A 14,745-nucleotide genomic window follows, 5' to 3' on the forward strand; every position below is an offset into this window, starting at 1 on the left:
TCCAGATCCTTCAGCACTCTTCAAAAGCACAATGCGCCATGTTTCTCCAGTGCGGGGAAGGATGAGAAGCTTCGACCAAGGTTCGATTCGAGCGTAGCGAGAAAGCGTTGCCGCAGGCAACGACCCGAAGGGCGAGGCGCAACGCGCCGAGTCATCCTTCCCCCACCACCATCACTTTCCAGATCCTTCAGCACTCGCCAAAAGCACAATGCGCCATATTCTCCGATGCCGGGAGTCATCCGTCCCTGCCTGTTTTCCACGGTGGCGCTTCGCTTACCGGGGCTACAAACATATTCGTAGGCCGGGTAAGGCGCAGCCGCCACCCGGCATCCGACCGCGACATCCGCGCTAAACCCAGGCACCAGGCCAAAAAAAACCCCGCAAAAGCGGGGTTCTTTCAAAACAACGAATCAGCGACGCGCACGCACTACCTGATATTTGCGCGTCAGGTACTCCACCGGCGCGCTCCAGATATGCACCAGACGGGAGAACGGGAACAGCACAAACAGCGTCATACCCAGCACGAGGTGAACGCGGAAGATAAATGCCACGCCGTCCAGATGCTCTGATGCACCGCCGTGGAAGGTCACGACGGACTGCGCCCACCCCACCAGCTTCATCATTTCACTGCCGTCCATATGCTGCGCAGAGAATGGAATAGTCAGCAGACCCAGCGCGCATTGCACCATCAGCAGGGAGAGGATCAGGATGTCCGCGCCTGTGGTGGTAGCCCGCACGCGTGGGCTGAACAGACGACGTTTCAGCAGCAGCAGACCACCCACCAGGGTCATCACGCCGCAGGCACCCCCGGCGATCATCGCCATCTTCTGCTTCACTTCAATCGGCAGCCACGCTTCGTACATCCAGTGCGGCGTCAGCATCCCCAGGAAGTGACCGGCGAAAATCCCCAAAATCCCGATGTGGAACAGGTTTGACGCCAGGTTCATCCCCTTACGATCCAGCATCTGGCTGGAGGCAGCACGCCAGGTGTACTGGCCATAGTCATAACGCAGCCAGCTTCCCACCAGGAACACGGTGCCCGCGATATACGGGTAAATGTCAAAGAAGAACATATTCAGGAAGTGCATTAGTGCTGTCCTCCGTTAGAGATATTCAAATATTGCGGAGCCACCGCTCCGGCAAAACGACGCTGATGCGCAGAGATTTCAGACTCACCACAGTTCTGGTCAGCAAAGAATTTCACCTGCTCTTCTTCCCAGACGGCGTCCAGCGCTTGTGGGGTATCGTCGCGAGCTTCATCCGCGATTTTTTCCGCCACTTTTTCACTGTCGACCGAGGCGTTCGCCAGCTTCACCAGCAGATCGAACAGTACGGCATAGCGGCTTTCACGCTGCTGTAGACGTGCGCCGAGCAGCGCCAGAATGGGAGCGATGTCCTGCAACCCCCCCAGGGCCTCTTCTTTCGGCAGCTGCGCCAGATACTCCAGGTACAGCGGCAGGTGATCCGGCAGCTCGCGGCTGTCGAGTTGCAGGCCGTGCTGTTCGTACTGGGCCATCAGATCCACCATCGCCTGACCACGGTCGCGGGATTCACCGTGAACGTGTTCAAACAGCAGCAGAGACGTCGCACGACCACGGTCAAACAGCTGGCTGTAGTCCGCCTGCGCGTCGAGAAGATCGCGCGCCAGCAGGTCGCGGAGGAAAACGCCCAGCTTCTGGGCATCCTCTTTATCCAGGTTTTCAGATGACGCGAGTGCATCAAAGAGTTCCTGTTGATGCTGCGCAAGCGCAGCATCAGGGTACTCGAGCAGACGCGAAACAATGACGAGTTCAATCATTGGTGCGGCTCCGTTTTGCTGGTCACATCCATCGCGTCGATGCGGCGGCTGTTGAACAGGTTGAATTTACTGTCTGACCCGTGGCAACCGTCGCCAAAGGTAAAGCCACACCCGCTTTTCTCCGGGAAGGCCTCGCGAGCCAGCTCGCGGTGGCTGCTTGGCACCACGAAACGATCTTCGTAGTTAGCGATTGCCAGATAGCGGTACATCTCCTGCGCCTGCGCTTCGGTCAGGCCGACCTCTTCCAGCGCGCGGGTATCGTTAACGCCGTCAACGGTTTCCGCACGTTTGAAGTGACGCATCGCCAGCATACGTTTCAGCGCCAGCAGCACCGGCTGGGTATCTCCGGCGGTCAGCAGGTTTGCCAGGTACTGAACCGGGATACGCAGGCTTTCCACGTCCGGCAGAATACCGTTGCTGCCCAGCTCGCCCGCGTCCGCCGCAGACTGAATCGGCGACAGAGGCGGTACGTACCAGACCATCGGCAGCGTGCGGTATTCCGGGTGCAGCGGCAGGGCCAGCTTCCAGTCCATCGCCATTTTGTACACCGGAGACTGCTGCGCGGCGTCGATCACGCTCTGCGGAACGCCGTCTTTCAGCGCCTGCTCAATCACCTTCGGATCGTTCGGATCGAGGAAGACGTCCAGCTGACGCTGATAGAGGTCTTTTTCGTTCTCGGTGCTTGCGGCATTTTCAATCGCGTCCGCGTCGTACAGCAGCACGCCGAGGTAGCGGATACGGCCTACGCAGCTCTCGGAGCAGACGGTCGGCATACCGGCTTCGATGCGCGGATAGCAGAAGATGCACTTCTCTGACTTACCGCTCTTCCAGTTGAAGTAGATTTTTTTGTACGGGCAGCCGGTGATGCACATACGCCAGCCGCGGCACTTGTCCTGGTCGATCAGCACGATGCCGTCTTCTTCACGCTTGTAGATGGCGCCGCTCGGGCAGGTCGCGACGCACGCCGGGTTCAGGCAGTGTTCGCACAGGCGCGGCAGATACATCATGAAGGTGTTTTCGAACTGGCCGTACATCGCCTTCTGCATGTTCTCGAAGTTCTGGTCCTTCGCGCGTTTTTCGAACTCGCCGCCCAGAATTTCTTCCCAGTTTGGACCGCTGGTAATTTTGTCCATGCGCTTACCGGTGATCAGCGAGCGAGGACGGGCGATCGGCTGGTGTTTGCTTTCCGGCGCGTTGTGCAGGTTCTGATAGTCGTAATCAAACGGCTCGTAGTAATCGTCGATGCCCGGCAGATGCGGGTTAGCGAAGATTTTACCGAGCAGCATCGCGCGGTTACCCATGCGCGGTTGCAGTTTGCCGTTGATTTTACGGATCCAGCCGCCCTTCCACTTCTCCTGGTTTTCCCAGTCGGTCGGGAAGCCAGTGCCCGGCTTGCTTTCCACGTTGTTGAACCAGGCGTACTCCATACCTTCACGGCTGGTCCAGACGTTTTTACAGGTGACCGAGCAGGTATGACAGCCGATGCATTTATCCAGATTCAGCACCATGCCGACTTGTGAACGAATTTTCATTTTACGCTCTCCTGTACCTGGTCATTACCTTCGCCGTCTAACCAGTTAATATTCTTCATCTTACGTACCACCACGAACTCATCGCGGTTCGATCCTACGGTGCCGTAGTAGTTAAAGCCGTAGGCCAGCTGAGCATAACCACCGATCATATGGGTCGGCTTCGGCGTAATACGGGTCACGGAGTTGTGAATACCGCCGCGCTGCTCGGTGATCTCTGAACCCGGCAGGTTAACGATACGTTCCTGCGCGTGATACATCATGGTCATCCCAGCCGGCACGCGCTGGCTTACCACGGCTCGTGCCGTCAGGGCACCGTTACTGTTGAACACTTCGATCCAGTCGTTATCTTCGATACCCAGATCTTTGGCGTCCGCTTCGCTCATCCAGACAATCGGCCCCCCGCGTGACAGCGTCAGCATCAGCAGGTTGTCGCTGTAGGTGGAGTGGATACCCCACTTCTGGTGCGGCGTCAGGAAGTTCAGCGCCTTCTCCGGGTTACCGTTCGATTTCGCGCCCATCACCGCTTTCACGGAGCGGGTGTCGATTGGCGGACGGTACACCAGCAGGCTTTCACCGAAGTCGCGCATCCACTGGTGGTCCTGGTACAGAGACTGACGACCAGAAAGCGTGCGCCATGGGATCAGCTCGTGAACGTTGGTATAGCCAGCGTTATAGGAGACATGTTCATCTTCCAGACCTGACCAGGTCGGGCTGGAGATAATTTTTCGCGGCTGGGCCTGAATATCGCGGAAGCGAATTTTCTCTTCCTCTTTATTCTTCGCCAGATGCGTGTGGTCACGACCGGTAAATTCACTCAGGGCCGCCCACGCTTTCACCGCCACGTGGCCGTTGGTTTCCGGTGCCAGGGTCAGGATCATCTCCGCCGCATCAATTGCCGTGTTCAGCATTGGCTGGCCTTTGGCCGGGCCGTCTGCTTTGGTGTAATTGAGCTTACGCAGCAGGTCCATTTCGCTCTGGGTGTTCCAGGCGATGCCTTTGCCGCCGTTACCGATTTTCTCCATCAGCGGTCCGATAGAGGTGAAGCGCTCGTAGGTTGCCGGGTAATCACGTTCAACCGGAATGATGTGCGGCGCGGTCACGCCCGGGATCAGGTCGCACTCGCCTTTTTTCCAGTCCTTCACGTCAAGCGGCTGCGCCAGTTCGGCAGCGGAGTCGTGCTGGATTGGCAGCGTCACCACGTCGGTCTCTTTGCCCAGGTGACCTACGCAGACTTCGGAGAATTTCTTCGCGATGTCTTTGTAGATATCCCAGTCGCTTTTCGATTCCCACGCCGGGTCAACGGCGGCAGACAGCGGATGAATAAACGGATGCATATCCGAGGTATTCATGTCGTCTTTTTCGTACCAGGTGGCGGTTGGCAGCACGATATCGGAGTACAGGCAGGTACTGGACAGACGGAAGTCCAGCGTCACCACCAGATCCAGCTTGCCGTCCAGACCGTTGTCTTTCCATTCCACTTCTTCTGGCTTCACGCCGCCCTGCTTGCCGAGGTCTTTACCCTGAATACCGTTCTCGGTGCCCAGCAGGTATTTCAGCATGTACTCGTGGCCTTTACCGGATGAGCCCAGCAGGTTGGAACGCCAGATGAACAGGTTGCGCGGATGGTTTTTACCGTTCTCAGGCTGTTCTGCCGCGAAACGAATTGAGCCTTCCTTGAGCGATTTCACGGTGTAATCTACCGGCGACATGCCCGCCTGCTTCGCCTCTTGTGCAATGCGCAGCGGGTTAGTGCCCAGCTGCGGCGCCGACGGCAGCCAGCCCATGCGTTCAGCGCGCACGTTAAAATCAATCAGGTGGCCGCTGTAGCGGGATTTATCCGCCATCGGCGACAGCAGTTCCTGCGCGGTAACCGTCTCGTAGCGCCACTGGCTGGAGTGGTTATAGAAGTAGGAGGTGCTGTTCATGTGACGTGCCGGACGCTGCCAGTCAAGGGCAAACGCCAGCGGCTGCCAGCCGGTCTGCGGACGCAGTTTTTCCTGGCCCACGTAGTGCGCCCAGCCGCCGCCGCTCTGACCGACGCAGCCGCAGAAGATCAGCATGTTGATCAGGCCGCGATAGTTCATATCGAGGTGATACCAGTGGTTCAGACCGGCACCCACGATGATCATCGAACGACCGTGTGTTTTGTCGGCGTTTTCCGCAAATTCACGCGCGATACGGGTGATTTGCGCGCGCGGCACGCCGGTGATCTGCTCCGCCCAGGCCGGGGTATAGGCCTTCACGTCGTCGTAGCTGGTTGCGCAGTTTTCGTCGTTCAGACCGCGCTCCAGGCCGTAGTTTGCCATGGTCAGGTCGTAGACCGTCGTGACCAGCGCGGTAGAGCCGTCCGCCAGTTGCAGGCGCTTAACCGGCAGTTTGTGCATCAGGACGTTTTGCAGCTCAACCTTGTTGAAGTGCTCGGAACCTTCACCGCCAAAGTACGGGAAGCCGACATCGGCGATCTCGTCCTGGCTGCCCAGCATGCTGAGGCGCAGTTCCGTCTCTTCGCCGGTGGTGCCGTTACGCTGCTCCAGGTTCCATTTGCCTTTCTCGCCCCAGCGGAAACCGATAGAACCGTTAGGTGCCACCAGCTCGCCGTTGCTGTTGCAGGCGACTGTTTTCCACTCTGGGTTGTTTTCCTGCCCCAGCGCGTCCACCAGATCCGCAGCACGCAGCATACGGCCCGCCGCGTAGTAGCCGTCGCGCTCTTCGAGCATCACCAGCATAGGCATGTCGGTGTAGCGACGGACGTAATCGGTGAAGTACTGGCTTGGCTTGTCGAGGTGGAACTCACGCAGCATGACGTGGCCCATCGCCAGCGCCATTGCGGCATCGGTACCCTGTTTCGGTGCCAGCCACAGGTCGCACAGCTTGGCGATTTCCGCGTAGTCCGGCGTTACCGCGACGGTTTTCGTCCCTTTGTAACGTACTTCGGTGAAGAAGTGCGCATCCGGGGTACGGGTCTGCGGCACGTTAGAGCCCCAGGCGATGATGTAGCTGGAGTTGTACCAGTCAGCGGATTCCGGCACGTCGGTCTGCTCACCCCAGGTCTGCGGTGACGCAGGTGGCAGGTCACAGTACCAGTCGTAGAAGCTCAGGCAGGTCCCGCCGATAAGCGACAGGTAGCGCGCGCCGGAAGCGTAAGAGACCATCGACATCGCCGGGATTGGCGAGAAGCCCGCCACGCGGTCAGGACCGTAGGTTTTCACGGTGTAGACGTTAGAGGCCGCAATCAGCTCGTTCACCTCTTTCCAGGAAGAACGAACAAAACCACCGCGACCGCGCGCCTGCTTGAAGCTTTTCGCTTTGTCGGCATCTTCAATGATAGAGGCCCACGCATCAACCGGATCGCTGTGCTGCACTTTCGCTTCACGCCACATTTTCATCAGGCGTTTACGCATCAGCGGATATTTCAGACGGTTGGCGCTATATAGATACCAGGAGTAGCTGGCCCCACGCGGGCAGCCGCGCGGTTCATGGTTCGGCATATCCGGACGGGTACGCGGATAGTCGGTCTGCTGCATTTCCCAAGTCACCAGACCGTTTTTAACGAAAATCTTCCAGCTACATGAGCCAGTGCAGTTTACGCCGTGGGTAGAACGGACAACTTTGTCATGCTGCCAGCGTTGACGGTAACCGTCTTCCCAGTCCCGGTTGGTATCCAGAACCTGGCCGTGCCCATCGGCAAAAGTTTCACCCTTCTGTTTGAAGTAGCGAAACCGGTCCAAAAATTTGCTCATCGGGTATCTCCTGTGTGGAGCCTGTGGCTCTCTAAATCGACATTGCTGATTTGCAGCGAAGGTAACGCTATGAAAGATGGTGAGAATTGATAACGATCAAGGCGAAGGGGGTCTGTCACGGGGGGTATTAGATCAAATACCACCAAAGCGGTATCTGTTATTATTTTTTATATACATGATTTATATGGATATTTTTTATTTATCGTACAAAAGACGAAGCAAAATTTAACATCTTAGGTATTAAGGGGTAGAAACACCTGTAAAGCGATGGCGATCACAGTGTTACCTGCGAGTGAACGTGAATACGTTTTTTAGTATGTTGTAACTAATTAAGTATAAAAAAAAGCGCGGCACTGAGGCCGCGCAAACGGATAATCAAGCTTACTTGTTTTTCTTGGTATTACGGCCGTATACCAGCCACGTGATGGCCACGCAGGCGATATAGAAGACGAGGAAGACTTTCATCGCACCCGCCGGAGAGCCGGTCAGATCCAGTGAGATACCAAACGCTTTTGGAATAAAGAAGCCACCAATCGCGCCAATTGCAGAGATAAACCCAAGTGCCGCAGCGGTATCGGTGGCGGCTTCACGCATCGCCTGCTCGTCGCTCCCACCCTGCGCTTTCACGCGGTCCATGGTCAGCTTGCGGAAGATGACAGAGATCATCTGGAAGGTAGACGCACTGCCCAGCCCGGCCGTCAGGAACAGCACCATGAAGACGCCGAAGAAGGCAAAGAAGTTACCGCCCTGACCATCAACAGGCAGCGTCAGGAACAGCAGCGCACAGAAGATAGCCATCACAACAAAGTTCACCAGCGTAACGCGAGTCCCGCCCAGACGGTCGGAGATCATCCCGCCCAGCGAACGTGCCAGCGCGCCAATAAACGGACCGAAGAAGGCAAACTGAAGGATCTGCACGTCCGGGAACTGGGTTTTCGACAGCATCGCAAAGCCCGCGGAGAAGCCGATGAACGAGCCGAAGGTTGCCAGATACAGCAGCGCCATCACCCACAGGTGGCCGCGTTTCAGCACCGGCAGCTGCTCGCTCAGGGAAGCTTTGGACGCGGACAGATCGTTCATGAAGAACCACGCCGCCAGCGTAAAGACCACCAGGAACGGCACCCAGATCCAGGCTGCGTTTTGCAGGAACAGCATTGAACCGTCAGGCTGCGTCACGCCACCGCCACCAAAGGCGGCAAAGATGGAGACGGAGATCGCCAGCGGCGCAAGCAGCTGCATCACGCTCACGCCCATGTTACCCAGACCGCCGTTAATGCCCAGCGCACCGCCCTGCTTCGCTTTCGGGAAGAAGAAGCTGATGTTCGCCATGCTGGACGCAAAGTTCGCACCCGCAAAACCGCACAGCAGAGAGATAATCACGAACACGCTAAACGGCGTGGAGGTATCCTGCACCGCAAAACCGAGCCATACGCACGGGACGATCATGATCCCGGTACTGAAAGCCGTCCAGCGACGACCGCCGAAGACAGGCACCATAAATGCGTAAGGCACGCGCAGCAGTGCACCTGAAAGCGACGGCAACGCGGTCAGCATAAACAGCTGATCGGTGGTAAAGGTAAAGCCCACTTTAGGCAGGTTAACCGCAACCGCACTGAACAACATCCAGACGCAAAACGCCAGTAACAGACATGGAACGGAAATCCACAGATTACGACTTGCTACACGGTGGCCGCGCTGTTGCCAGAACGCCGGATCCTCTGGACGCCAGTCTGTAATTACGGCACCAGTTTCCCTTTCGGGAGCGGAAGAGTGACTCATAGACACCTCTGATTCTCGAATGATGCTGCAAACATTAGGGCTTTAGAGCGGCGGTAAGTTGATATAAATCAAAGGAAAAGTGGGAGGTTTCGCGGTGAAAAAAAAGCCATCACTCTTAGTGAGTAGATGCAAAACGTAAAAAAGGTGTGGTTTTTCACGGTGCTGACGCATCCCTGCTTCGTCCACCCACTAACCGTTACCCCTGCGGCAATTTAGAGGTAATCCTTTATTGGTATGGGTATACTCCGGGGTATGCACCAGAATAGCGCCATTCCTGCAAGCAGGTCACGTCAGGAGCCCGTCAACTCTATGTTAAAAAGATGTTTATCTCCGCTAACGCTGGTTAACCAGCTGGCGCTTATCGTTCTGCTGTCCACCGCTATCGGTGTGACCGGCATGGCTATTTCTGGCTGGCTGGTACAGGGCGTACAGGGTAATGCGCATGCCATCAACGAGGCAGGCTCGCTACGCATGCAGAGTTACCGGCTGCTGGCGTCGGTTCCGCTGACGCAGGCTGACCAGCCGCTTATCGACGAAATGGAGCGTACCGCATTCAGCCCTGAGCTGGAAAGAGCCGCTATTCGTGACGGCCAACAATCTCAGCTTAAGGCGCTTCAGGGCTACTGGCACACCCAGCTGGCGCCCGGGCTAAAACGGGCGGAAAATCGGGAAACGGTCGCGCAGGATGTCGCCGGGTTTGTGTCACGCATCGACCATCTTGTCAGCTCTTTCGATCGCACGACAGAGTTACGCATTGACCGTGTGGTGATGGTTCATCGTGCGATGGCGCTGTTTATGGGTTTGCTGCTGATTTTCACGGTTATCTGGCTGCGCGCGCGGCTGCTGAACCCCTGGAAACAACTTCTGGCGATGGCCCGCGCCGTCACTCAACGCGATTTTACCCAACGCACGCACATCAGCGGGCGCAACGAAATGGCGATGCTCGGCGAGGCGCTCAATACCATGTCGGCTGAACTCTCGGAAAGCTACGCGGTACTGGAAAAACGCGTCCAGGAGAAAACCGCCGGGCTTGAGCAGAAAAACGAGATCCTCTCTTTCCTGTGGCAGGCGAACCGTCGCCTGCATATGCAGGTGCCGCTTTGCGAGCGTCTCTCGCCGGTACTGAACGGCCTGCAAAACCTGACCCTGCTCCGCGATCTAGAGCTACGGGTTTACGACGTTGAAGACGAAGAAAACCACCAGGAATTTACCTGTCAGTCGGACATCTCCTGCGACGATAAAGGGTGTCATCTGTGCCCGCGCGGCTTGCCTCCGCTGACCACCAGCGGCACGACCCTCAAGTGGCGGCTGATGGACAGCCATACCCAGTACGGTATTCTGCTGGCCACCCTGCCAGCCGGTCGTCACCTCAGCCACGACCAGCAGCAGCTTGTGGATACCCTGGTTGAGCAGCTCACGGCCACCCTCGCGCTCGATCGCCACCAGGAGAAACAGCAGCAGCTGATTGTTATGGAGGAGCGTGCCACCATCGCCCGCGAGCTGCACGACTCCATCGCCCAGTCCCTCTCCTGCATGAAGATGCAGGTGAGCTGCCTGCAAATGCAGGACGAAGGCATGCCCGATAGCAACAAACAGCTGCTCAGCCAGATCCGCAACGAGCTTAACACCTCATGGGTTCAGCTTCGCGAACTGCTGACTACTTTCCGCTTGCAGCTCACCGAGCCGGGGCTGCGCCCGGCGCTGGAGTCCAGCTGCCAGGAATTTAGCGCCCGGCTGGGCTTCCCGGTAAAGCTGGATTACCAGCTGCCGCCGCGTTTTGTCCCTTCTCACCAGGCGATCCATGTGCTGCAAATTGCCCGTGAAGCCCTGAGCAACGTGCTCAAGCATGCCGAGGCAACGGCCGTTACGGTCACCGTCAGCTGCCAGGATAATCAGGTGAAGCTCAGGGTTCAGGATAACGGTCGCGGCGTGCCGGAAAATGCCGAACGAACGAACCATTATGGTTTAATTATCATGCGAGACCGCGCGCAAAGCCTGCGCGGTGATTGCCAGGTTCGCCGGGGAGAGTCAGGTGGCACCGAAGTCGTGGTCACCTTTATACCCGAAAAGTCCCTTATAACTGCTCAAGGAGAAAACCATGACTAATCAGGAACCGGCATCGATCCTGCTGATTGACGATCACCCGATGCTGCGCACTGGCGTTAAACAGCTTGTCAGTATGGCGCCGGATATCACCGTCGTCGGTGAAGCCAGCAACGGTGAACAGGGGATTGAACTTGCCGAATCGCTCGATCCTGATTTGATCTTGCTCGATCTCAACATGCCGGGCATGAATGGCCTGGAAACCCTCGACAAGCTGCGGGAGAAATCCCTTTCTGGCCGGGTGGTGGTCTTCAGCGTCTCCAACCACGAGGAAGACGTGGTCACCGCCCTCAAGCGGGGAGCAGACGGCTATCTGCTGAAGGATATGGAGCCGGAAGATCTGCTCAAGGCGCTGCAACAGGCTGCCGCAGGCGAGATGGTGCTGAGCGAAGCGTTAACGCCGGTGCTGGCCGCCAGCCTGCGTGCGAACCGCGCTACGTCCGATCGTGACGTCAGCCAGCTGACCCCGCGCGAGCGCGACATTCTGAAGCTGATTGCCCAGGGCCTGCCTAACAAAATGATCGCCCGCCGTCTGGACATCACTGAAAGTACGGTCAAGGTGCATGTCAAACACATGCTGAAGAAAATGAAGCTAAAATCCCGCGTCGAAGCTGCCGTCTGGGTGCATCAGGAACGCATTTTTTAACTTAGTCGTCCGGCAGCAACTTCCACCGTGGATCGTCGTCAGGCATTGCGACGAGCGGTTGCACCACGGAAAGCGTGATCTCATTGGAGGAGACACGCTGCCCATCCTTATCTTCCACCACGGCCACAAGCCGCCATTCGTTTTTCGCCCCTTCCGCGTCGTTCCAGGCGGGCATAATCACGCTCCAGCCATCGCTGCTGTTGCTGTTTGCCGGTGAGGTCAGGCTGAGCGCCTGGGTATCACCCAGCCAGTGGATCTGACGGATACCGTGGGTGCTGCGAATTTGCAGCTTCAGCATGACGGTTTCGCCCGGCTTAAGATCCCACGGCGGCGTAGCCAGGTAGACCGAGAGGGTTTTTCGCTGACGAAACTCCATGACGGGCAGATTGTCGCGCTCCGGTGAATCATAGCGGCTTCCCCGCAGCGAGCGCGTCGCCGCCACTTCCCCGGCGGAAAGCTGTTTCGCCAGCGGCACGCCAAAACGATAGTTGAGCTTCAGCCCGAGGTTATTCTGGCTAACCCCGCTCTCCCCCTGCTTATGGGCTGCCGTCAGGGTGACCAGTGGGACGGGGGTATAGTTCAGCCCCAGGTTGACCGCGACCGGGTTGTGATACCCCGTACCGCTGTTAAACAGATCGACGTTATCGCCGAAATACTGTTCAAAGCTGACGCTGGTGTTCAGATGATGAAACCAGGGTAGCCAGGCTTTGGCCGTTACGTCGTACCCGCGCGCCATGCGCTGCTCCCGAATGTCGGAACCCGGCTGCCAGCCGGCAAACGGCTGGTGGTAATTAGCCGACAGGCGCAGGTTTTCTCCCCACGCCTCTGCGCCCAATCCGGCGCGTTGCAGGTTGTCTTCAAGCAGGTTGTCGTAAAAGGTGTTGTAGCCAAGCAGCCACTTTCCGGCCACCCAGCGCTGGCCAATCCCCACGTTGCTCACCAGCCCATCCGTCTGCTGCGTCAGGCCAAGCTGGCTCCAGCTCAGATAACGGTTGTTATCGTTCCAGGGGATAAACCAGCTGCCGCTGCTGCCGTTGAAGTTCCCTTCGTCATCCACCAGCACGTTGACGCTGGCATTCCCCCAGGGCGAAAGCCAGGATTCAATCTGCTCGTTAACTTCCCCGCTCACGGCATCCCGCACTTTGCCAAACGCGAACTCTCGCGCCTGCTGCCCGGCGGTCAGGCCGTTATCGGTCATACTGGCTTCACCGAAGGCTTTTGCCATTTCAGCCAGGTGCTTTTCGCCCTCGCTCGTCGGTTGCGCCATACCCAGATCCGGCAGGCTATCGCCGTTGTTATCAAACGGATTTTGTGCCTGCTGCACGAAGGATTTCGGCGCACCGTGAACGGCTCCAGCCGAAATAAGGGGGAGTAACAGCAAAAAACGGATGCGGGACGATACAGCCTTCAACGTCGTCAATAAGAACCTGTGTTTTTGAACAAACACTTATATGTTAACGCCATAAGCCCTGAAAACCAGCCTTAACAGAAATTTCAGGAATATCCTGAAAAGATTTGTCGGGTGGCGGCTTCGCCTTACCCGACCTACAAATTTGTACCGGCCCGTAGGTCGGGTAAGGCGTAGCCGCCACCCGACGCCATTATCCCAACAGCCCTTTCAGCTCCGGCACGCAGGAGCCGCAGTTAGTCCCGCAGCGCAACTTCACTCCCAGCGCTGTCGCAGAATCACAGCCTCCGGCTATCGCCTGGCGTATCGTGTTTTCACCCACGCTGAAGCAGCTACAGATAATTCGACCGGGATCGGCACCTTCACCCGGCCGTTGTCCGTGCAGCAGCGCATGGCGTTCAGCGATTTGTACGGGCGCAGAAGCAAAGGCTTCTTCAATAAACGCATGCGCCAGCGCCGGCAGCGTATGGCCCTCCCAGTAGCCAAGCATCAGCTCGCCGAGATGCCAGGCCAGTATGCTGCTGCCTTCCCCCGTCTGAGCCACCTGTAGCTGCCAGCCCCGGGCGCTGGCATACGCCATAATCCACGACAGCAGAGGCCGATCTCCCGCTACCGTCAGACGTGAGGCTTTACGCCACCAGCAGACCGACGGCGGCAACGCCGGCAGTTCGCGGGCATACAGTTCTCCCTGCCAGGCGGGGAGCCAGGACATGATCCTTACCGCCGTTTGTTTACTCTCAGGCTGGCCGGAACAGGCATCCACCCGTCCCTCCACCAGCGCATTGACCTTCCCCTGCCGGGCAAACTGCGCGTTCCAGTGCATCGGCGCAAACAGCTCGCCCGCACGCTGTCCGGGGAAAATACGTACTCTGGCAACCATCACTCCGCGCGGGGAGCTTATCCGCGCCAGCTGGCCGTCCGTCAGGGCCGCGCGGGCCGCATCGGCTGCGCTTAACTCAACAAATGGCTCGTCGATATGCTGCATCAGGCGCGGAACATACCCCGTGCGCGTCATGGTGTGCCACTGATCGCGGATGCGCCCGCTGTTCAGTATTAACGGGTACAGTTCGTTAACGCAGGCGCCCTGCGTTGAGGGCTCAACCGGAACAATCGTTCTTTGCGGGAAATCACCGGCGCGCCACTGGTACGGCGCCAGATCGTCCCACGCCTCTCGCGTCAACGACGCCAGCTCGTGCAGGTTCAGGGCCCGTTCGCCGTTATTTTCATACGCCGTCAGCGCCGCATGCTCACAAAAGATCTCCTGAGGATGTTCCCAGGCGAAGGCCTCGCCGTAGCCGAGCTGCTCTGCGATCCGGGCGACGATCCACCAGTCCGGTTTGGCCTCGCCGGGCGCAGGCAGAAAGGCGCGCTGGCGGGAGATACGGCGTTCAGAGTTCGTCACCGTGCCGTTTTTCTCGCCCCACCCCAGGGCGGGAAAACGGATATGGGCAAACCGGCTGGTGTCCGTCTCCTGCATCACTTCAGAAACAATAACCAGCGGACAGGCCGCCAACGCCTGGCACACCGCGTGGCTGTCCGGCAGCGACACGGCGGGGTTGGTGCCCATGATCCACACCGCCTTTACCTCGCCGCGGGCAATGGCGTCAAACAGTTCCACCGCCATCAGGCCCGGGGTCTGCGCCAGCCGCTCGGTGCCCCAGAAGCGGGCCACGCGCGCGAGATCGTCCGGCTCAAAATTCATGTGTGCCGCCAGCTGATTCGCCAGCCCGCTCACTTCC

Annotated in this window: 9 protein-coding genes and 1 other RNA gene; 3 read left to right on the plus strand and 7 right to left on the minus strand. The window is 58.0% G+C overall.

The annotated features are described in order from the left end of the window. Nucleotides 1-40 precede the first annotated feature (40 nt). Nucleotides 41-171: non-coding RNA, RtT sRNA (locus IM267_RS18425), on the plus strand. A 239-nt stretch (nucleotides 172-410) separates the two neighbouring features. Here the strand turns inward: IM267_RS18425 and narI are convergent. The 5 genes from narI to IM267_RS18450 all read right to left on the minus strand — a co-directional run bounded on the left by narI (nucleotide 411) and on the right by IM267_RS18450 (nucleotide 8,849). Next, a complete protein-coding gene (narI, locus tag IM267_RS18430) occupies nucleotides 411-1,088 on the minus strand; it encodes a respiratory nitrate reductase subunit gamma (protein WP_063452240.1) in 678 nt (225 codons plus the stop codon). Then, nucleotides 1,088-1,798, minus strand: coding sequence for a nitrate reductase molybdenum cofactor assembly chaperone (narJ, locus tag IM267_RS18435; protein ID WP_063866535.1), 711 nt, complete (start codon nucleotides 1,796-1,798; stop codon nucleotides 1,088-1,090). Before narJ ends, narI begins: the two co-directional genes overlap by 1 nt. After that, nucleotides 1,795-3,330 (minus strand): nitrate reductase subunit beta, encoded by a 1,536-nt coding sequence (gene narH, locus IM267_RS18440; protein WP_063452238.1) that lies wholly within the window; start codon nucleotides 3,328-3,330, stop codon nucleotides 1,795-1,797. Before narH ends, narJ begins: the two co-directional genes overlap by 4 nt. Further along, the gene (locus tag IM267_RS18445; protein ID WP_063452237.1) at nucleotides 3,327-7,070 is read right to left on the minus strand and encodes a nitrate reductase subunit alpha; all 3,744 of its coding nucleotides are present in this window, start codon (nucleotides 7,068-7,070) and stop codon (nucleotides 3,327-3,329) included. The genes narH and IM267_RS18445 overlap by 4 nt, the downstream gene beginning before the upstream one ends. A 381-nt stretch (nucleotides 7,071-7,451) precedes the next feature. After that, the gene (locus IM267_RS18450; RefSeq protein ID WP_063452236.1) at nucleotides 7,452-8,849 is read right to left on the minus strand and encodes a NarK family nitrate/nitrite MFS transporter; all 1,398 of its coding nucleotides are present in this window, start codon (nucleotides 8,847-8,849) and stop codon (nucleotides 7,452-7,454) included. Nucleotides 8,850-9,158: 309 nt separating this feature from the next. Between IM267_RS18450 and narX the strand changes: the two genes are divergently transcribed. After that, nucleotides 9,159-10,955, plus strand: coding sequence for a nitrate/nitrite two-component system sensor histidine kinase NarX (narX, locus tag IM267_RS18455; RefSeq protein WP_193034012.1), 1,797 nt, complete (start codon nucleotides 9,159-9,161; stop codon nucleotides 10,953-10,955). Beyond that, on the plus strand, nucleotides 10,948-11,598 hold the full coding sequence (gene narL, locus IM267_RS18460) for a two-component system response regulator NarL (protein ID WP_003856701.1): 651 nt from the start codon (nucleotides 10,948-10,950) through the stop codon (nucleotides 11,596-11,598). Before narX ends, narL begins: the two co-directional genes overlap by 8 nt. A gap of 1 nt (nucleotide 11,599) precedes the next feature. Here the strand turns inward: narL and IM267_RS18465 are convergent, their stop codons facing one another. Together IM267_RS18465 and IM267_RS18470 are read right to left on the minus strand one after the other, a co-directional pair. Beyond that, nucleotides 11,600-13,018 (minus strand): YchO/YchP family invasin, encoded by a 1,419-nt coding sequence (locus IM267_RS18465; RefSeq protein WP_193034013.1) that lies wholly within the window; start codon nucleotides 13,016-13,018, stop codon nucleotides 11,600-11,602. Nucleotides 13,019-13,199: 181 nt separating this feature from the next. Then, nucleotides 13,200-14,745: molybdopterin-dependent oxidoreductase (locus IM267_RS18470; protein ID WP_193034014.1), on the minus strand; the 1,546-nt coding region annotated here is incomplete at its 5' end.

It is taken from the genome of Enterobacter cloacae complex sp. P15RS, from assembly GCF_014895905.1.
Lineage (GTDB): Bacteria > Pseudomonadota > Gammaproteobacteria > Enterobacterales > Enterobacteriaceae > Enterobacter > Enterobacter quasihormaechei.